A 19,877-nucleotide genomic window follows, 5' to 3' on the forward strand; every position below is an offset into this window, starting at 1 on the left:
ATTCACCCCGATATGTAAGGTGTCGCGGCTGATGCTGGGATCAAGCCCCGACTTACTAAGTCTTGTAGTGCCATTTGCATCGTCTGCATCCCGTATTGTTTGCCGGTCTGCAGGATCGATTGAATCTGATATTCTTTGCCGGTCCGGATCAGGTTTGAGACAGCCGGTGTCTCGACCATGATTTCGAGGGCGGCAACACGTCCTGTCCCGTCCGTCCGCGGCATCAGCCGTTGCGAGACGACGCCGGCCAAAACGTTCGCCAGTTGCGCCCGGATTTGATCCTGTTGTTCCGACGGGAAGACGTCAATGATCCGACTGACGGTCGACGCCGCCGTCGAGGTATGCACGGTCGCAAACACTAAATGACCGGTCTCAGCCGCCGTGACGGCAGTCGAAATCGTCTCCAGATCCCGCATCTCACCGAGTAAGATGACGTCCGGATCCTGCCGGAGCGCCGAGCGTAAACCGGTCGCAAACCGCGGGGCATCAATTCCGATTTCCCGTTGGTCGATCAAACTTTTTTGGTGGCTGTGTAAATACTCGATCGGATCTTCAAGCGTGATGATCCGTTTGTACATCGTCTGGTTGATCTCGTTGATCATTGCAGCCAAGGTCGTCGATTTCCCGGAACCGGTCGGACCGGTCACGAGAATCAACCCGTGGGGCTTTGTCAGGAAACGTTTTAAGACCGGTGGTAACGACAGTTGTTCGAGTGTCGGCACCTCCGTCGGAATGGTCCGAAAAGCCATCGACAGCGCTCCGCGCTGATAAAAACAGTTGACGCGGTAGCGGGCGACTCCCGGCACACCAAACGAAAAATCGATGTCGCGGTCTTGTTTGAGTTGGAGATACATTTCCTCGGTAATCAGTGAACGGACGAATCCGTCGATGATGATTGGCTTCATCTTGTCCGTTCCAAACGGCATCAATGTGCCGTTGACACGAAAGACAGGCGGTGATCCCGCCGTCAAATGGACGTCAGATGCGCCCTTTTCTTTTGATGACCGTAGGATGTCTTCGATTTGTGCGCGTTCCATCGTACTCATTCGGAAATCACCGTCCGTAGAATTTCTTCTGTCGTCGTGATGCCTTGGGCCACTTTCGACAAACCATCCGCCAACAATAACCGTTGTCCTTGCGATCTTACATACATCGTGATTTCACTCTCCGTTGATTGATTCATGATCATCCGTCGTAAAACCTCATCGACCATGACGACTTCTTGAATCGCTAACCGTCCGCGGTATCCGGTCATGTTACACGACGAACAACCACGGCCACGCATGACGGTTGTTGCTTCAATCCCTTCTTGTGCGAACAATTCTTCCTCGCGTTTCGATAACGGTTGGACTTCGCCACAATCGCGGCAGACCCGGCGGACAAGACGCTGGGCAATCAGTCCCGTTACCGAGGCGGCGACCAGGAACGGTTCCACTCCCATATCAATCAACCGGGTGATCGAGCTGACCGCAGAGTTCGTGTGCAACGTCGAGAGGACCAGGTGACCGGTCAAGGACGCCCGGATTGAAATCTCGGCTGTCTCGATGTCACGAATCTCCCCGACCATGACGACGTTTGGATCCTGCCGTAAAATCGAGCGCAAACCACTGGCGAACGTTAACCCGATTTTCGAGTTGACCTGGACTTGGTTGATTCCGTCGACCTGATACTCGACCGGATCTTCGACCGTGATGATGTTCCGCGTTTCATCGTTTAATCCATTTAACGCCGCATAAAGCGTCGACGATTTTCCGGAGCCGGTCGGTCCCGTGATCAAGATGATGCCGTTTGGACGTTTGAGCATTTCACGGAACTGTTGTTCATTCCGCTCACTGAATCCGATTTTTGAAATCGAGATATTCGAATTCGAACTGTCGAGAATCCGGATAACCACTTTCTCACCGTAGACGGTCGGCAGCGTCGAGACCCGGAAGTCATAGGCGACGCCATTATAAAGAAACTTGATCCGTCCGTCCTGCGGCAAGCGGGTCTCGGTGATATCGAGTTCACTCATCACTTTGATCCGGGTCGTCAGGATGTTTTGAATCTGTTTCGGATAATTGTTTTCCGTTCGAAGTTCTCCGTCGATCCGGATTCGGATCGATAACGACGTTTCTTGCGGATCCATATGAATATCCGATGCTCGTTGGGAGATACCGTTCTCGAGAATCTGATTGACGAGGCGGATGATTGGTGCATCTTCGCGGGTCACCGTATCACGCGACGTATCGGAAATCGTCATCTCGTCCGACTCAAGCAACTCCCGTAACGATGAATCGATGTCGTAATATTTGAGGATCGTCCGTCGAATCTCGTCACGTGTCGCAAGACCAACTTCAATCATCAAGCCGGTTTGAAGCCTGAGATCGTCAATCGCAATCAAATCCATCGGATCGGCCATCGCGATGAACAGACGGTTTCCTTCACGGTAGACCGGAACAAGCGTATGCCGTTGGGCCAGCTCTTTTGAAATCAATTTCGTGACCGCCACGTCAACCGGATAGTTGTACAGTTGGATGACCGGAATCTTTAATTGATGATGCAAGGCTTCAATCAATTGTTGTTCTGTCAAATGACCGAGTCGCAGCAGGGTATCCCCTAGTTTTTCCGTCGTCCGTTTGACGGATAACGCTTCTTCGATCTGCGCTTCCGTCACGACACTTTCTTCTAACAACATTTCACCCAATCGTTTCCGTTTCATTGCCATTTACCTCGTCATCCTTCCGCGTGCCATGTTTCTTCTTCGTCAAGTGGTGTCACCTGTTGCTTTTTTTCATCCATCACACTCGTAATGGCCGCGATGACTAAAATAGTGATCACGTATCCCGCAATGACAAACGGGTTTGTGATCCAATCCATTTTGACGATCATGTAGAGTGAAGTGACTAATACCAATGCGGTTATTGAGAGCGTCACTTTGGCCGCCATTGTCGTCACAAAAGGAATTTGAATGGCAAACATCAATCCGCAAATGATGGTTGCAAGACCAATGATGATACCGAGTTCAATCGCTAAGTCCGTCCAGTTCATATTCATCCTCTTTTCTTATAGCAGTATCAGCCGACTGCGCCGTCCGTCGGCTCACCATCGACGGGTGATGCCGGATCCCCTGTCGTCGGCGCATCCGGTGTATCCGGTGATGTCGGTTGATCCGGTGTAACGGGTTGTTCCGGCGTTGTCGTACCGTCGGTTGATCCATCGGTTGATCCGTCCGTCGCATTATCTGTATTGTCCGTCGGATTTTCAGTCGTACCGTCGTTCGTTGAGTCATCTGTCGTGTCGTCCGTTGATTCTTCTGCCGGCGGGATCACGACTGGCGGCGCTTCTTCCTGGCTGCTTTTCGTCACGATGGCTGGTGTCGCAGTATAAAAATCAAGCGCAAGCAATCGTTTGATTTCTCCTTCGTTCGACTTCGTGACGCGATACAATTCGATTGATTTCCCTTCCACACCCGATTGGGTATCACTGCTCGTTCCGGCAGATAATGTCGGAGAGTAGCGGGTAATCGTCCGGTATGGAATCGTTTTTTCAGCTTCCAGTACGGCTGTGACCGTTTCTTTGAACGGAGTTCCGCGTAATTCCAGCGTGACATCACTTCCGTTTTTCGTCGCGATGACCTGATAATTGACCGCCTGTGTATTCCGGACGGCAAAATCTGTTTTCTCATCAATCTTGACGTCATACCCGAGCGTCACATCGTCCGGTAACTGGGGATGTGGCATCCGTTCGACAATTTCAAAAGGAGTCTTCGCAAATAATTCATACAGTTTACTGCCGATGAAGGATGCCGCAACCGGATCCATGCCGTACGTCTTCACATTCATCAATTGACCGGCCTTGATGTCGACTTGTGCCATCGCATCAATCATCTGTTCTTCAGCTGCCGAACGGGTCATGAACGTGACACTCGAAACGACTTCACCTGTCGGGTCCACAGCTGCGACCGTTTCTGCCGGATCAAAATTACTTTCTTCTAATTTTTCACTGGTCTTGACTAACCACGTTTTAAAGGTCTGGATTTGTTCTTCCGTGTATGTAATTGGTTGTGTCGCTAAATATTCTTCCGTCGCCGCTTCATCGATGGTGACTTGTAACGCACCACCTTTTTTCAACGATGCGGCTTTAATCGACTCATCGATCTGAAACGTCACGAGTTCTGTCGGAATCGGAAGCGTCTCTTCTCCCGTCCCGACCGTCAACGGTGTTTTTTTAGACCAAGCGGTAACGGCTTCTTGGACTTTCGGTTTGGCTTCTTTACGTGTCAAACCACTGACAGGAACAGAACCAATACGCGCCGTGTCAGAGAAGTTTTCCGAGACTGTTGCTTTGCCGGTAAAGGAAATCAAGGCAAACGAAGGAACATAGATTAAGGCGATTAAGGCGACTAGCAGTAACGTATGTACAGCAAAACGTTTTAAATTTATCATCATCTGTTTCCTTTCCGTATGAAATAACCATTTCAGGTGTCTAGTATTTCCATTATAATGAATATTATGATGAAACATAAGTCCTACCTGACAAATACTTTCTTCATGTGAGAATACATACCGTTTTTCATTTTTTAGTTCAGACATCCTATTGATTCAGACACGAGGTGAGTCCATGCAAGACGAACAACATGGTTTTTCGTTAATTGAAGTGTTAGTCAGTATTACTATCTTATCGATAATCTCGGTTTCCTTGATTAGTATTTTTTCACAATCACTTTCAGCGTCCAGAGACAGTACAGAGTTAACCTTCGCCAATTACTTAGCGAAAAATGCCGCCTCCTATATCGAACGGGAAGCAATTGAATCAGATGCTGGTCCATTCGCTTTTGATACCTTAGCGAAACAGGCAGAATTGACGATTTATCAAAATGGAGCTTTTGAAGTACCGACGCCGAACACGCCGTCATGTGGTGTATCGGCTATTTGTGACTCAATCTTCAACGATGCGGAAATAAATAATCTCCCGTTTGATGTGAAGTTCAGTGTCACGCCGCATAAAATCAACGGACAAAACGATCCGAACCTACTCGATCTTTACGTGTACGTGTATCCGGACGGACAACCAGAACCCATTACCTCTTTGAAAGGATCGATTACGAATGCGACGCTTAATCAAAGTTTTCCGTCAACGAAGTGACGGATTTTCGCTCGTTGAATTATTGGTCGCCATCGTCATTGCCGCGATTTTCAGCGCCGTCATCTTAACCGTCTTCATCTCCGGAACCAAAAGTTTTCAGGCAACAGGCATCATCAGTGAATTACGAAGCGAAGCCGACAGTTCCGTCGGGATGGTTCTGAACGAGATTACGGGTTTCGACGCTATTCGCATCGATCAACCCAATGAATTAGCGTTTTATCAAAAAACATTGCCGAGCCTCAGTCAAGCGACCGGCTTACTCGAACGCTCTGCCGGTTTTGTACCGTATAACGCCAATCAAGACCAAACAGACGAGACGGTCGATCCGATCACCTATACATTTGCCGAGCAAGAAACCGAACAGACGACTTTGATTTATAAAGGACCGCCCGAAAGCATCAATGACCAGACACGCGTTGAAAAAACATTTACGTTATCACGTCCGGAAACGGTCACGATCACAACAGGCGACTATCCAGGTGTCTATGTCATTCACGGCATCTTGACGATTACCTTAACCATTCAGTCCGTTGATCAAGAAGAAACACAAACCCTCACGAGTACGATCGGCTTCTAAGGCAGAAAGGACGACCTATGCGAAAATCTGAAGAAGGTTACACCCTACTATTTGTATTAGTGACATTGACCGTTCTGTCCGTACTGGCAGTGGCGACAATTGGTATCAGTCTACAATCCACCCGGTTGACGGAAATCCGGGGCACGAACATCGAAGTCGAATCAGCGACACAAAATGAATTGAATCAAGCCATCGCTGCCCTGCAACAAATCGTTGCCACGACGGCCGGCACCAATCCAACCAGTTCTTCCACCGAATTATTTAAGGATCCAACCAATCAAATCATTTTAAAACTTGCGGCTTCCGCACCGAATGTCAAAATCGTCTTAAACGAGGCGGCCTCGAACATCCGGGTCAAAGCATTTGATTTGACCGCAGAGGTCGAAGAAACAAAAGGCGATCAGCCGACGGTCCGGAAAACGTATTCACAACGCGTTTATCTGTCTGCGATTCCAAGTTTTTTATACTACATCTTAGGTTCGGACAATCAAGTGATTTTAAATGGCGCGCCGCGGATTCAGGGAAATGTCTTTTCCCGGGAATCGTTGCAAGTATCAGCGTCACCTAACTTCATCTACAATGGTGTTTCAGGGAAGTATACGGATAAAACGGCCCGGTCTTACATTGATGGTCAAGTCAAGGTGTTCCAGCCAAAGGACCAACCGTTATTGAGCTGTCGTGATTTTTTACCTTGTGATTCAAGTGTATTCGACTCGACCGTCAAAACGGACTTGTTGGCCACAAAAGACGCCTTGGTCCCGTTTGATTTTGAATTCGCTTTAAACGATTTTTTAGATATTCCGAGTACCACGCCACTCGCCACGTTATCGAGTTACTTACGAGATCAACCAATCAAACAGGCTGTCTTATCAGGTCCATTTTTAAACGAACTAAGTACAGACAAACAACTGATTCGACCGGCACCAACAGAAAACAACACGGTGACCATTACCGACGACATCGTCAAAGCTTCCACTGAACCCCTTATCATCGACGGTAACTTGACGATTTCTTCCCTCAACCCCATCGATCGACCGCTTGAAATCAAACGCCCGATGATTGTTCTCGGTAATTTGCTGATCCGCGGTAACGTCAGCTTTGCGACGACGATGTTTTCGACGGGGTCGAGCCGCCTGGACGATGCGAACATTCAAGGAATTGCCAGTTCATCCAGTCAGAATACCTTGATCCTTCTCAGTAAAGGAAGTTTGACGATTAACCGCGTCAATAAATTTTCAACACCAAAAACAGCAACACCCGATATGAGTGCTTTTTTATACAGCGATGATCCAAAGCTGAACCGAATCTATTCCGTTGGTTCGACGATGAACCTTCAAGGCGGAATCTTTACGAAAGGCAGTCTCGAAGTCAATGCCTACCGCGGAACACTTGATTTACCCGAAAATAGTTTCCCGCAAGATGTAAGAGCACTCGAGACCTTGATGAAGGCCAAGCAATCCGCTGATGCTGAAAAATCCCGCCTTCGTTTAACCTATGATGCGAGTGTTCTTCAAAATCCGACGGCGATGCTTCCGCTCAGCCGGGCCGTTCAACTCTATGTCGAAACGCCGAAACGACTTCCATGACCAAAAAACACGACACCCGTCAACAGCGGATGTCGTGTTTTCAGTTACTCAAAGGATGCTGCACCATACGTTTCAGCCAATTGTTTCACTTGTTTACGTGTTGCTGAAGCACCGCTTTTTTCTAACACTTGATAAAGATCTTTCCGGTTTTGTTTGACGGTCTCGTAAATCGGGCGATCTTTCCCTTTATCCGGCGAAGCACCCGCTGCAAGTAACAGCTCCATCGCTTCTTGGTTTTGATCGACGGTTGCATAATAGAGTGGGGTATGACCGGATCGATCCTGCTGATTCAATTCGCGTTTCGTTGCTTGTTTGACGAGTAAAGCGTAGGCATCGACCGAACGATTGACACTTGTTGCGACATGTAACACATTTTGTCGTTCCTTGTTCACTTGTCGTACGGACGCGCCTGCTTGCAACCAATCCGCTACGACATTCTTCGGGGCAAACTGCGCGACATAAAACCAATTGGTTTGATTTTTAGCACTTGTCCGGTCCAACAGGACGAGTGCTTTGTCATACTCGAGTGTTTCTTGAAATTGCCGGATATACCGATTTCGTTCTTTTGTCGATAAATTGACAGCTTCTGCTGCTTGTTGCAACTTAGTCGCATCATTTGCCTTGAGGCTCGCTTCAAAGGTTTGTTGATTTCGATAATCGATTAACAGATACGTCGTTCCTCCGATTCCAATCAAGAACAGGAGAACGACGATCATGATTTTTTTTCGTGTCACGTCGTTGGCTCCTCTTTAATACACATCCGTATCACTTTCTCCCGCCGATCCCTCAGATGAAATCGTGACTTTAAACGTTGTTGTCAACGGTTGCTTCTCTTTTTCTCCGTCTTTCAATACTTCAAAAACGCTCTTGTCTTCTTTTAAGGCAGTCACCTTCACTCGGGCAACACCCGGACGAAGTGCCTTCAGCGTCTGAGCAGTCGCATCCGTCTTGACGTATTCTTTCCCTTGCAGGACTTCGAGACGATAGAAACGTTCCGTCGTCGTAACGGGCAGCCAATTGAGAAGCGGGCGTTTTTGATCGTCTTGTAGTGTCATCGTCAAATCATTTGCCGTCAACGTCAGTGGATTTTCACGCACATTGATTTTAGTGATCGCTTGCGTATCCGGGAAATCTTTTAACTGTAACAGTACATCAATCGGACCGTTTAGAGTCCCGGTCAATCCTTTGACGGTGTATCCGTTACCGGTCGCTGTCAGTTCAATGGCATCACTGATTTTCGAAAGAACAAACGGTAAGCGGATATCTGGTGAAAATGTTGCCGTCACATCCTTTGTCGTCCCGACCCATAGTTCCAAGTTGCTTGGATTCACCGTTAGTTCCGGAACCTTGACTTCAATCGTATAGACTTGTGATTGCGCCAAGTAGGTCGTTGCGCCTGCAGTTGCTGGCACGACTGCTTGAACGGTCAGCATACCGGGTTTAACGCCCGTTAAGCTCAACGTATCGGTGTCTTTCCCTTTTGATTCAACAGATCCAGGATTCGTCACAATCCATTTGATTGGTGCGTCTGTTCCGGACAACATGATGGCATCCCCTGTCATCGCTTTCGTTTGCCCCACGTACAACACATTTGGCACATCACGGACAATCAATCCGCCAAATACATCATTGATGGTCAATTTGGATGTTGCGACCAGTTCTTTGCCATTTGCGACAGGTACAATCAATTTGATATCCGTCGTACCAATTTTTTTCGGTACAATGATTCCTTCCTGATTGATCGTTGCAATACTCGTATCTGCAATCGACCATTTCAACGTCCCGTATTGACTGCCTGCCGGATTGATGTCAGGCAAGACTTTATATGACGGTGTATTGATATCGATACGGACGGATGGGATTTTGGCTTCTGTCGCATAACGTGTTGACAGTGCATACCCTAGCGTCGGAAAAGCTTGTGTGTCATTCGCAACGGACTTTGATTTATCGACTCCATTTTTCTTATCACGGTAGACCGTTTTCGTGGAAGTCATCGAATTATCTTTTTTATCAAACAGATGAACACCGGCTGCATCTTTTGCCCGGACCTTTACGGTAAAGGTCAGCTCAGATGGTTTAGCAATCCACAATCCTTTTTGAACACCGGCAATTGCTTCATCATATTCGATATCCGGCACGTTCCCGGTCAACTTTTGATTGACAATCTTCACGTTACCGAGCCCTGTCGCTGAGATTACCTCAACATTCCCCGGGAAATCTTCACTGAAGAGGATATCTTCCATCGTGACAGAGAATTGCCCCATGATATATCCATTATTTCCGATTGCATCTTTTTGAAGCATCGGACTCGTTTTAACGGTATAGGTAATGTCTGCTGTTTCCCCTTGTGGGATCGTCGCCGGATCAATCGAACGTGACAACGTAAACGGAGATGAGGCGGACGGCTGAACGACTTGAATCGTCCGTGTTTCAATCGTCTTCGCGCCACGTTGATCTTCCGCTTCGATCCGAATTACGGCTGACGTCTTACCAGCTAATTTCCCGGTAAACGTCTCACTGACAAAGGAATTGTTTTTCAATTTATCATTCTCATACACTTTTTCATTGTCGATATAAATACGTGTTTTTAATTCACGGTCCCGTAAGTCATAGTCATTTACTTTGTATGAGATAGTGAGTGGTTCGTTGTCTAAATAACTCGCCTGATTTTCCGGCAAAATATTTTTCAGAAGCGGTTTGTGGTTGGCACCAATGAAAGCACGGTACATCGTGTTCGAGAACAACTCTTTTTCCTGTTGCTGGTTGAAGGTCGAAGTATGTCCCGCTCCGGAATAGGTGACATTCCCTTTTGTATACATATAATAATGATTTCGGGCATCACCGATCGTACGTCCGGCATCCTGATTTGTCGAAGCGACGTTATTTTCACGAATGTTATACCATGGAATCAAGTCCGGTTGTTCTAAGTCCAGACCAAAATATTGGTTGTGGGTCGTCGCAATCTGAACGCTATTGCCTAACGTAAAGGGATACGACGTCATGACACCCTCGTTTTGTTTAACGGCTTGACCTGACGTCCGTGGTGCTGCGTATCCCATATTGGTAAAGTTTTTCTGTCCGGCGAGTCCGGCAAACTTCTTCTCCCAAAACAGTTCAGGACTTGCTGATTGATTCGGTCTAAAAATCGTATCATGGGACAACATCAGACCTTGTCCCGTGTTCGTAAACGCCAGAATGGCATTTGAGGCATCATCGCTCAATGAAGCAGCCCCATATGAATCCTGAAAACCGAATACAAGCATGTCGTAGGACGTATTTATGTTTTTGGTCGAGAACGTCTTATTAAACGTATCCGCGGTAATGACTTCTACGTTAAAATCGTAAAATCCGTCTTGCTTCAACAGCGTTCCCGAATTCATGAAACCATTGATCGAACCCGTCGCTCCGCTTCGAGTCACTTGAAGAATTTTTGCTTCCGCAACCTGATCCTTCATCAAAAAACTACCGGTTTTGTAGTCCGTCAAGCCATCACTGCTTGAGACACGAATCATCCAGTTCCGTGGACCGGTATAACTTGGCGCGTCAAAATTATAGCTTAGTGTACCCGTTTTCCCTGCCGGTTTTTCATCGACTTTTTCCGACTCTTCAAATTGATCATTGCTGTCGAAATCAATGTACAGTTGAACAAGTTGATTCGTATTTTCAGCGCTCGTCGTGTACGTAAAATCAATCGGGACGTTCGGAACGGCTGTCGTTCCTTTATCAACGCCAGTCAGAGCCGTTCCTTTTTGTTGGACAGATACGCCTGCCAAACGAGGGCGGACGACCTTTTGCAGTTTCAATCTTGAAATGACGGTAGAAAGATCCGTATACACCGGGGTCTCTTTAAAAATTGCCGTAAAGTTACTCGACGAATGTGTCAAAACATCTTGATGCAAAAAGACAGGTAGTCCTTTTTTGACATATGCATTTTGAATCTCGTTTGCTTTTAGCTTTGTAATATCATTTTCAATCTTGTTCGTATTATGATTTTTTTTCGTATCGGAAACAGTCATCGAATATCGATCTGTTCCCGAAAATGCAGACGGATCAAAAACGATCGCATCAAACGCTCCGTCAAGCGGGAAACGCGACGCATTCAGTTCCTTGACTGTCATCATCTTAATCTCGTACCGGCTCATATCCAATCCTGTCAACATGGAGGTCACCGTCGTACCGGGATCAATCCGGTTCGTCGTCGACCAGGCATCGCGCACCTCTAAAATCTTGAACTTCTCCCCGGTCGCCGCTTTTGTATGTGGTTGCTGTATATACGTAAAACTAGTAAAGATCAATAGACTGACTACAAACAGACGTACCCAACGCTTCATCTCAATCGTCTCCTCGTCATAAGATCGTAAAATCTAGGACTATATTACCCCACCTTTAGTATACAAGGACTTTTACTTTTTCCCCTTTTTTGTAAAAGACTGCCCCTTCAGCAATGTGCGGACCGTACTGATGAAATAAAGGGATCCTGTGACGATGAGTGTCTGGTTAGTTGTATCCGTCTGATCAAAAAACTGGTCGAGTTCCATCACATTTGCCCCGTCCAGCTTTAACTCTGCCAATGTTCGTGCCCGCGGAAAATCAAACGTCGTCTCATAGATCTCTGGCGTCACTTCCCGCAACTGATCAAGCATCGCCTCGCGGTCCTTGTCCCGTAAGATCGAACAAAGGACGATGACCGGTTTTGCTTCTTCCTTCAGCCGTTCGACGAGTGCCGCAACCCCTTCCGGATTATGGGCGCCGTCCAGAATGATCCGCGGCTTACGGGAGATGATTTCAAACCGACCCGGATGCGTCGCATTCCGCAGTCCGCGCCGGATCGCAGTCTTCGACCAACCGAGTTGTTTGGCACAGACGACGGCGTTCGCCGCATTATGTACTTGATGCACCCCTTCAAGACCGAGTCGTGTCTCGGGAATCCCTTCGTAGGTTGCCCACGTGCCTGTTGCACTGAGCCGGTAATCGCGAATCACTTCCTGGCTCCAGGTTAAGGTCGCTTGTCGATCGCCACAATAGGCCATCAACGGAACCGTTAATTCTTCCTGCAATTTCCCCGCAATGACTGTCGTCTTTTGTTTAATGATGCCAAACTTCTGTAAGGCGATTTCTTGGAGCGTATCTCCGAGAATCGCTTGATGGTCGTGACCAATCGACGTGATGATGGCTGCGAGCGGGTGTTTCAGTACGTTCGTCGAGTCATACAATCCCCCAAGGCCGACTTCATAGATGACCAAGTCAGGACGAATTTGCTGAAAATGATAGAACGCCAGTGCCGTCAATGCTTCGAATTCTGTCACAGTCCCGACCGTTGACTCGATGTTCCTGATTGCTTCCTGGACAGCAACGGCTGCCGCGACCAGATCCGCTTCACTGATCGGGACACCGTTCAACATGATCCGCTCTTCAAACTGGATGATATACGGTGACGTAAAGGTACCAATCTGCAGTCCTTGCGCCACTCCCATCTCACGCAAAAAAGCGACCGTCGATCCTTTGCCGTTCGTCCCCGCGACATGAATCGCCGGAATCGTATCCGGATCAATCTGTAGTTCTGTTAGCAAGGCCTCCATTCGGCTCAAGCCCGGTTTGATGCCAAATGCCAGTAACGCGGATAACCACTGCAACACATCTTCTCGTGTTCTCACCCTTCATTCGCTCCTTTAAAAAAAGTGACTCAAGAAAACTTGAGCCACTGTTAAGATTATTTTGCGAGTTCGCTGATTCGGACTTCAACTGCCGCCCGCTTCTCTTTATAGTCTTGTGCTTTTGCTTGTTCTTCTTCAATGACATGTGCCGGTGCTTTCCCGACGAATCCCGGGTTGTTGAGTTTTTTCTCGACCCGTCCGACTTCTTTTGTATACTTGACGAGTTCTTTGTTCAGACGGGCGATTTCTTCTTCGATGTTGATCAAGTCGGCAAGTGGAATGAACAATTCTGCTCCCGTTACAATCGCACTCATCGCTTTTTCCGGTGCTGTCATATTGCGTTCGACGAGCAGCTCCGACGCATTCGTGAACTTTTTCAAGTACGACAGATTGGTTTCCAAATCATGCTGGACTTGATCGTCACTCGTTGCAATCATCAACTGAATTTGCTTCGACATCGGTGCGTTGACCTCTGCCCGGATGTTCCGAACTGAACGGATGACGTTCTGAACGGCTTCAAATGCCGGAACAGCTTTTGGGAAGTCCAGTGAATCGTTCCGTGTCGGCCAAGCGGCACGTGTGACGGTTTCCCCTTCATGCGGTAGATGCTGCCAGATTTCTTCCGTGATGAACGGCATGAACGGATGCATCAGACGCATGATTTGATCCAGCGTATACGCAAGAATCGAACGTGTCGTCAATTTCGCTGCTTCGTCCTCACCGTTTAACGGCAACTTCGCCATCTCGATGTACCAGTTACAGAAATCTTCCCAGATGAAGTGATAGAGGACACGACCGGCTTCACCAAATTCATATTTGTCCGACAGACGCGTCACATCATCAATCGTCGTGTTCAGACGTGTCAAAATCCATTGATCGGCAAGTGATTTCTCGCCTGACAGGTCAATTTGCTCGTGTGTCAGCCCATCCATGTTCATCAATGCAAAACGGCTCGCGTTCCACAACTTGTTCGAGAAGTTCCATGTCGCTTCGATTTTTTCCCAGTAGAAACGTAAATCGTTTCCTGGTGTTGAACCGGTCGTTAAGAACCAACGGAGCGAATCCGCACCGTATTTCTCGATGACATCCATCGGATCAATTCCGTTACCGAGTGACTTCGACATTTTCCGTCCTTCCGAGTCGCGGATCAAACCGTGAATCAGTACATCGTTGAATGGACGTTCGCCTGTGAACTCATACGACTGGAAAATCATCCGTGAGACCCAGAAGGCGATGATATCGTAACCTGTTACGAGTGTTGACGTCGGGAAGTACTTCTGATAATCAGCTGCACCTTCGTTTGGCCAGCCCATCGTCGAGAACGGCCAGAGCGCTGAAGAGAACCATGTGTCAAGCACATCATTGTCCTGCTCCCAGTTTTCGATGTCAGACGGTGCTTCTTTACCGACGTAGACTTCGCCCGTTTCTTTATGGTACCAAGCCGGAATCCGGTGACCCCACCAAAGCTGACGGCTGACACACCAGTCACGGATGTTTTCCATCCAGCGGACATACGTGTTTTCAAAACGTTGTGGAATGAAGTTGATTTTGTCTTCCCCTTGTTGCTCGTGCAGTGCTTTTTCAGCAAGCGGCTCCATTTTGACGAACCATTGAAGCGACAAGTACGGTTCGACGATGGCATCCGACCGCTCCGAGTGACCGACGGAATGCAGATGCGGTTCGACCTTGATTAAAACACCTGATTCTTTCAGATCTTCGACGATTTGCTTCCGGCATTCGAATCGGTCCATGCCTTCATATTTGCCGGCATTTTCATTCATCGTTCCGTCTTCATTCATGACGAGAACACGCGGCAGATCGTGGCGGTTTCCGACTTCGAAGTCATTTGGATCATGGGCTGGTGTGATTTTCACAACCCCTGTGCCGAATTCCATATCCACGTATTCATCGGCGACGATCGGGATTTCCCGTCCGACGATTGGCAACGTGATCGTTTTTCCAACCAGGTGTGCATAACGCTCATCCTTTGGATTGACGGCAATCGCCGTATCACCAAGCATCGTTTCCGGACGTGTCGTCGCCAGTTCGACGTGACCCGTTCCGTCCGTCAACGGATAACTGAAGTGATAGAAGGCACCTTCGATGTCTTTATAGATGACTTCGATGTCCGAGATTGCTGTTTTCGTCGCCGGATCCCAGTTGACGATGTATTCGCCACGGTAGATCAAGCCTTTTTCGTACAGTTTAACGAACACTTCCTGAACCGCTTCCGACAAACCTTCATCGAGTGTAAACCGTTCCCGTGAATAATCGAGTCCAAGTCCGAGTTTCGACCATTGTTCGCGGATCGTTGACGCATATTCTTCTTTCCATGCCCACGATTGTTCGAGGAACTTTTCACGGCCCATCTCAAGGCGTGACTTCCCTTCTGCCCGGAGTTTCTGTTCGACCTTCGCTTGTGTCGCGATACCCGCGTGGTCCATTCCCGGCAGATACAGCACGTCAAAGCCTTGCATCCGTTTCATTCGTGTCAGCATATCTTGGAGTGTCGTATCCCAGGCGTGACCGAGGTGTAATTTCCCGGTAACGTTTGGCGGAGGGATGACAATCGTATACGGTGCTTTTTCAGGATCTTGATCGGCTTTGAAGTATTCCCCTTTCATCCAAAAGTCGTACCATTTTTCCTCTGTTGCTTGCGGATCATATTTCGTTGGCATTGATAATTCCTGCATCTAAATCGCTCCTTTAATCCATAATAAAAACGGCTTCTCTCGTCCTCATCTAAGGACGAAAGAAGCCGTTGCTCTTCCGCGGTACCACCTTAGTTCACTCCAAAAACAGAGCGCCCTCTAGCCCGCGTAACGTGCGGCAATCCGGATCTCGCTTGCTTGTCGCTTACGAGACCAGCTCGTGGGGTGACCTTCATCAGGACGTCCTGTCACATCTCTCAGCCCATGGATGTGTTCTCTCATACAGTGCGTTCCTTGACTACTCTTCCCGTCATCGCTGTTTCCAAATTATTCTTTCCTTATTTTATCCGAGACGTCCGTGACTCGTCAAGAACTGCTTAACGATTAAATTCAAGCTTCAATTCTTTGAACGTCAGCTCGACCGCCGCAATCGTCTGCTCGATATCTTCGTCCGTATGGACTGTGGATAAGAAGAGACCTTCAAATTGTGACGGTGGTAAGAAAATCCCACGTGCCGCCATCTTTTGATAATACGAACGGAACATCTCAAGATTCGATGTTTTCGCTTGTTCGAAGTTCGTGACCGGCTGATCGGTGAAGAAGACGCCGAACATCGCACCCGCCCGGTTTGTCGTTAACGGAATGTTGTATTTCGCCGCTGCTGCGAGATATCCTTCCGCAAGTCGTGCGGCTTTCCGGTCAAACTCTTCGTAATGCTCCGGCTTCAGTTGCGTCAGTGTCGCAAGACCGGCTGTCATCGCAAGGGGGTTACCGGATAGTGTACCGGCTTGGTAAATCGGTCCTTGCGGTGCGATTTGTTCCATGATGTCGCGACGGCCGCCGTAAGCACCGACCGGCATACCGCCACCGATGACTTTCCCGAGACATGTGATGTCCGGTGTGACGCCAAAGTATCCTTGGGCACAGTTAAAGCCGACCCGGAAGCCTGTCATGACTTCGTCAAAAATCAACAGGGATCCGTATTGTTCCGTGATGTCGCGCAATCCTTCGAGGAAGCCCGGTTGCGGTGGAACAAAGCCCATGTTTCCGGCTGCCGGCTCCACGATGACACCCGCGATGTCGTCGCCGTGTTTTTCAAAGGCAATCCGGACTGCGTCCATGTCATTGTACGGAACAGTTAACGTCATGCTGGCGATCTGTGCTGGGACACCGGGTGAATCCGGCAATCCAAGCGTCGCGACGCCTGAACCGGCCTTGATCAACAAGGAATCGCCGTGTCCATGGTAACAGCCTTCGAACTTCAGGATTTTCGTTTTCCCTGTATATCCGCGTGCGAGGCGAAGCGCCGCCATCGTCGCTTCTGTACCCGAGTTGACCATCCGGACGACTTCGACCGATGGAACACGGCTGATGACGACTTCGGCCATCGCTGATTCGATTTCCGTTGGTGTACCGTAACTCCACCCTCGTGTCGCTTGTTCTTGAATCGCTGCCGTCACGATCGGATCGGCATGACCAAGAATCATCGGTCCCCACGACAAGACATAGTCGATATATTCTTTGCCATCAATATCGTATAGGCGCGAACCTTTTGCCCGTTCCGCAAAAATCGGTGACATCCCGACTGATTTATAGGCACGCACCGGGCTGTTGACACCACCCGGCATCAACGGTAACGCCCGTTCAAAAGCGGCTTTTGATTTTGAGTTCTGATTAATCAAGCTCATTTTGTTCCCTCCAAGTAACGACAGATGTCTTTTGCAAAATACGTAATGATTAAATCAGCGCCTGCTCGTTTGAAACCAAGCATCGTTTCCATGACAATCCGTTCCTCGTCAATCCAGCCGTTTAACGCAGCGGCTTTGACCATCGCATATTCACCCGATACGTTGTAGGCGACGATTGGTAACTCGACGCGTTCGCGGACATCACGAATGATATCCATGAAGGCAAGTGCCGGTTTGACGATCATGAAGTCTGCTCCTTGATCGACATCGGCTGTTGCCTCTCGGAATGCTTCGCGGCGGTTTGCGGGATCCATTTGATAGCCTTTACGGTCCCCTTCGCCCGGCGCCGAATTGGCTGCATCACGGAACGGTCCGTAATAAGCAGAGGCATACTTCACGCCGTAACTCATGACAGGAATGTGGCTGAAGCCATTTTCGTCCAGACCTTGACGAATCGCTGCCACGAATCCGTCCATCATTGAAGAAGGGGCGATGACATCTGCACCGGCACGCGCTTGCGAGACGGCAGTTTGAACGTGCAACGGCAAGGAGGCATCATTGTCGACCGTACCGTCTGCTACGATGCCGCAGTGTCCGGTTGACGTATACTCACACAAACATGTGTCGGCGATGACCGTCAGCTGAGGTGCTACTTTTTTGACGAGTCGTGTCGCTTCCTGCACGATTCCGTGATCATGGAAAGCGCCTGTCCCTTGCTCATCCTTTAGGTGATCATGCGGGACACCAAACAAGATGACGGACTCGATACCGAGTTCAACCACTTCTTTGATTTCCGCTTCCAGATGATCAAGCGAAAGGTTAAACACACCGGGCATCGAACTGACTTCCCGTTTGATGTCTTCCCCTTCTGCAATAAACAGCGGATAAATCAAATCTGATTTGTGCAGATGATTTTCGCGTACAAGTGAGCGCAGGGACGGTGTATGCCGTAATCGGCGGTGACGTGCGAATTCTAATGTATTCATGACAATTCCTCCTCTAAAATACAGTCGATCAGCCCATCGAGTGTAAACGTCTTGGCGACGAGTAATGGCGTCAATCCATAGGTGCGAGCGGCTTGCTCCGTAATCGGACCGATGGCTACGTAAGTGCCTCTGGTCTGATGCCGGGATGATGCCAGAACTTCGACAGCTGAAGGACTTTGCAATCCAATATACGAAGCATGTTGCAATACGTCAGAAGAAATCGTCCGTAAGTTCGTCTCATACGTGACGACTTCCACTACTTCTGCCGCAACAGCATGCCTTAATCGTTCAAGTGGTTCTTGCCGTGAGCGGTTTCCCCGGGCAAAACAAATCCGTTGTCCGGGTTCGATGAATGGTTGTAACTCGTCGACGAGCGCGTCCCCGGTAAAAGCGGACGGGATAAAATCCGGCGTTCGCCCCAGTTTTTCCAATACCGCTGCCGTCTTTGTCCCGACGACTGCGATTTTAGTCTGCTGTAGTCGGTCGAGCTGTGATTTTAGTTGCGTGACGCCGGTCGGGCTTGTCACGATCAACCAATCCAGTGCTTCCGGTAACTCAAACGCGACCGGAACCGTCTCAATGACCGGATGATACATGACTTCGACTTGTCCGGTTCGTAACCGATTCAATTGTGCGGAAGTTGGTCGTCGACTTCCCGTCAAGACCAGTTTCTTAAAGGTCATCCGGTAAAGACGCTAAAATTTCGCGGCCACCCGCATCGAGTAAACGTGTTGCGACCTGTTGACCCAACTGCATTGGATCAAGCGACGTTTCCCGTTCGAGCAAAATTTGCTGACCGTCTACTGAACCAAGGAATCCGACGAGCGTCGTCGATAAATCCTCGTTGATCGTCGCAAAACCGCCGACCGGAACATGACAGCTTCCTTCGATGGCTGACAAGAAAGAACGTTCGGCAAAGGCCACTTTCTCTGTCATCTGATCGTGGATGAGATTCAATAAATCGCGGATTTCTTGATCCTGCTCCCGGCATTCGATTGCAAGGATGCCTTGTCCGACAGCCGGAATCATGTCGTCAGTCGAAATGTATTCCGAGACGATGTCTTCTGACCATCCCATGCGTTGTAGACCCGCGGCAGCTAATAAAATCCCGTCAAACGGTCCCGTCTTCAGTTTTTCAAGACGTGTGTCAATGTTTCCCCGGATCGATTCGATTTTTAAATCCGGACGTAATTTCAATAATTGAGAACCGCGGCGCAGACTGCTTGTTCCGACGATTGCGCCTTCCGGAAGTGAGGCCAGACCTCCGCCCGTCGTTGTAATCAAAGCATCACGAGCGTCGACACGTGCAGGTGTTGCCCCAATGATGAGTCCTGTCGGCAACTCAGATGGGAGATCTTTCATACTATGCACGGCAAAATCAATTTCTTCATCAATCATCTGCTGTTCGATTTCTTTGACAAATAATCCTTTTCCACCGACTTTAGACAATGTCACGTCAAGGATGCGGTCACCCTTCGTGATGATGTTCTTGATTTCGAACTCGTATGGTGCGCCCGCTTGTTTGAGTTGATCGATGACCCACTTTGTTTGTGTCATCGCGAGTTTCGAACTTCGTGAACCTACTATGATTTTTCGCATGCTGAAATC

General features: G+C 48.7%; 15 protein-coding genes. 3 read left to right on the forward strand and 12 right to left on the reverse strand.

What is annotated here, in order from left to right; genetic code table 11:
• Positions 1 to 2: 2 nt before the first annotated feature.
• Genes D3D03_RS07715 through D3D03_RS07730 form a run of 4 tightly spaced genes read right to left on the reverse strand, consistent with a single transcriptional unit; the run spans position 3 to position 4,427 of the window.
• Positions 3 to 1,046 (reverse strand): type IV pilus twitching motility protein PilT, encoded by a 1,044-nt coding sequence (locus tag D3D03_RS07715; protein ID WP_119923268.1) that lies wholly within the window; start codon positions 1,044 to 1,046, stop codon positions 3 to 5.
• Positions 1,043 to 2,707 (reverse strand): GspE/PulE family protein, encoded by a 1,665-nt coding sequence (locus tag D3D03_RS07720; protein WP_028105914.1) that lies wholly within the window; start codon positions 2,705 to 2,707, stop codon positions 1,043 to 1,045. Before D3D03_RS07720 ends, D3D03_RS07715 begins: the two co-directional genes overlap by 4 nt.
• A gap of 8 nt (positions 2,708 to 2,715) precedes the next feature.
• Positions 2,716 to 3,030: a hypothetical protein gene (locus D3D03_RS07725; RefSeq protein WP_119923269.1), complete on the reverse strand. Its 315-nt coding sequence runs from the start codon at positions 3,028 to 3,030 to the stop codon at positions 2,716 to 2,718.
• A gap of 26 nt (positions 3,031 to 3,056) precedes the next feature.
• Positions 3,057 to 4,427, reverse strand: coding sequence for a G5 domain-containing protein (locus D3D03_RS07730; RefSeq protein ID WP_233550670.1), 1,371 nt, complete (start codon positions 4,425 to 4,427; stop codon positions 3,057 to 3,059).
• 175 nt (positions 4,428 to 4,602) lie between these two features.
• Between D3D03_RS07730 and D3D03_RS07735 the strand changes: the two genes are divergently transcribed.
• The 3 genes from D3D03_RS07735 to D3D03_RS07745 are packed head-to-tail and all read left to right on the forward strand — an operon-like array spanning position 4,603 to position 7,290.
• Positions 4,603 to 5,127 (forward strand): prepilin-type N-terminal cleavage/methylation domain-containing protein, encoded by a 525-nt coding sequence (locus D3D03_RS07735; RefSeq protein WP_028105911.1) that lies wholly within the window; start codon positions 4,603 to 4,605, stop codon positions 5,125 to 5,127.
• Positions 5,090 to 5,704, forward strand: a complete 615-nt coding sequence (locus tag D3D03_RS07740; protein ID WP_028105910.1) for a type II secretion system protein — start codon at positions 5,090 to 5,092, stop codon at positions 5,702 to 5,704. The genes D3D03_RS07735 and D3D03_RS07740 overlap by 38 nt, the downstream gene beginning before the upstream one ends.
• A 17-nt stretch (positions 5,705 to 5,721) precedes the next feature.
• Positions 5,722 to 7,290, forward strand: a complete 1,569-nt coding sequence (locus D3D03_RS07745; protein WP_119923271.1) for a type II secretion system protein — start codon at positions 5,722 to 5,724, stop codon at positions 7,288 to 7,290.
• Positions 7,291 to 7,334: 44 nt separating this feature from the next.
• On the opposite strand, the gene D3D03_RS07750 is transcribed toward D3D03_RS07745, so the two are convergent.
• The 8 genes from D3D03_RS07750 to hemC all read right to left on the reverse strand — a co-directional run bounded on the left by D3D03_RS07750 (position 7,335) and on the right by hemC (position 19,868).
• Positions 7,335 to 8,024 carry an ankyrin repeat domain-containing protein gene (locus tag D3D03_RS07750; RefSeq protein WP_119923272.1) on the reverse strand — a complete coding sequence of 230 codons (690 nt, stop codon included), beginning with the start codon at positions 8,022 to 8,024 and terminating at the stop codon, positions 7,335 to 7,337.
• Between the two features lie 15 nt (positions 8,025 to 8,039).
• The gene (locus D3D03_RS07755; protein ID WP_119923273.1) at positions 8,040 to 11,621 is read right to left on the reverse strand and encodes a GEVED domain-containing protein; all 3,582 of its coding nucleotides are present in this window, start codon (positions 11,619 to 11,621) and stop codon (positions 8,040 to 8,042) included.
• Positions 11,622 to 11,693: 72 nt separating this feature from the next.
• The gene (locus D3D03_RS07760) at positions 11,694 to 12,944 is read right to left on the reverse strand and encodes a bifunctional folylpolyglutamate synthase/dihydrofolate synthase (protein ID WP_119923274.1); all 1,251 of its coding nucleotides are present in this window, start codon (positions 12,942 to 12,944) and stop codon (positions 11,694 to 11,696) included.
• A 56-nt stretch (positions 12,945 to 13,000) separates the two neighbouring features.
• Positions 13,001 to 15,637, reverse strand: coding sequence for a valine--tRNA ligase (locus D3D03_RS07765; protein WP_119923275.1), 2,637 nt, complete (start codon positions 15,635 to 15,637; stop codon positions 13,001 to 13,003).
• A gap of 335 nt (positions 15,638 to 15,972) precedes the next feature.
• The gene (gene hemL, locus D3D03_RS07770; RefSeq protein WP_026832406.1) at positions 15,973 to 17,283 is read right to left on the reverse strand and encodes a glutamate-1-semialdehyde 2,1-aminomutase; all 1,311 of its coding nucleotides are present in this window, start codon (positions 17,281 to 17,283) and stop codon (positions 15,973 to 15,975) included.
• Positions 17,280 to 18,269 carry a porphobilinogen synthase gene (gene hemB / locus D3D03_RS07775; protein WP_026832405.1) on the reverse strand — a complete coding sequence of 330 codons (990 nt, stop codon included), beginning with the start codon at positions 18,267 to 18,269 and terminating at the stop codon, positions 17,280 to 17,282. Before hemB ends, hemL begins: the two co-directional genes overlap by 4 nt.
• Positions 18,266 to 18,952, reverse strand: coding sequence for a uroporphyrinogen-III synthase (locus D3D03_RS07780; protein WP_119923276.1), 687 nt, complete (start codon positions 18,950 to 18,952; stop codon positions 18,266 to 18,268). Before D3D03_RS07780 ends, hemB begins: the two co-directional genes overlap by 4 nt.
• Positions 18,942 to 19,868, reverse strand: coding sequence for a hydroxymethylbilane synthase (hemC, locus tag D3D03_RS07785; RefSeq protein ID WP_026832403.1), 927 nt, complete (start codon positions 19,866 to 19,868; stop codon positions 18,942 to 18,944). Before hemC ends, D3D03_RS07780 begins: the two co-directional genes overlap by 11 nt.
• Positions 19,869 to 19,877: the final 9 nt, after the last annotated feature.

This window comes from Exiguobacterium sp. RIT452, assembly GCF_003598705.1.
Lineage (GTDB): Bacteria > Bacillota > Bacilli > Exiguobacteriales > Exiguobacteriaceae > Exiguobacterium_A > Exiguobacterium_A undae.

Bases quoted from the DNA above. Each gene is read 5' to 3' on its own strand.
- D3D03_RS07715 (WP_119923268.1), bottom strand. From the start codon at position 1,046: ATGAGTACGATGGAACGCGCACAAATCGAAGACATCCTACGGTCATCA.
- D3D03_RS07720 (WP_028105914.1), bottom strand. From the start codon at position 2,707: ATGGCAATGAAACGGAAACGATTGGGTGAAATGTTGTTAGAAGAAAGT.
- D3D03_RS07725 (WP_119923269.1), bottom strand. From the start codon at position 3,030: ATGAACTGGACGGACTTAGCGATTGAACTCGGTATCATCATTGGTCTT.
- D3D03_RS07730 (WP_233550670.1), bottom strand. From the start codon at position 4,427: ATGATAAATTTAAAACGTTTTGCTGTACATACGTTACTGCTAGTCGCC.
- D3D03_RS07735 (WP_028105911.1), top strand. From the start codon at position 4,603: ATGCAAGACGAACAACATGGTTTTTCGTTAATTGAAGTGTTAGTCAGT.
- D3D03_RS07740 (WP_028105910.1), top strand. From the start codon at position 5,090: ATGCGACGCTTAATCAAAGTTTTCCGTCAACGAAGTGACGGATTTTCG.
- D3D03_RS07745 (WP_119923271.1), top strand. From the start codon at position 5,722: ATGCGAAAATCTGAAGAAGGTTACACCCTACTATTTGTATTAGTGACA.
- D3D03_RS07755 (WP_119923273.1), bottom strand. From the start codon at position 11,621: ATGAAGCGTTGGGTACGTCTGTTTGTAGTCAGTCTATTGATCTTTACT.
- D3D03_RS07765 (WP_119923275.1), bottom strand. From the start codon at position 15,637: ATGCAGGAATTATCAATGCCAACGAAATATGATCCGCAAGCAACAGAG.
- hemL (WP_026832406.1), bottom strand. From the start codon at position 17,283: ATGAGCTTGATTAATCAGAACTCAAAATCAAAAGCCGCTTTTGAACGG.
- hemB (WP_026832405.1), bottom strand. From the start codon at position 18,269: ATGAATACATTAGAATTCGCACGTCACCGCCGATTACGGCATACACCG.
- D3D03_RS07780 (WP_119923276.1), bottom strand. From the start codon at position 18,952: ATGACCTTTAAGAAACTGGTCTTGACGGGAAGTCGACGACCAACTTCC.
- hemC (WP_026832403.1), bottom strand. From the start codon at position 19,868: ATGCGAAAAATCATAGTAGGTTCACGAAGTTCGAAACTCGCGATGACA.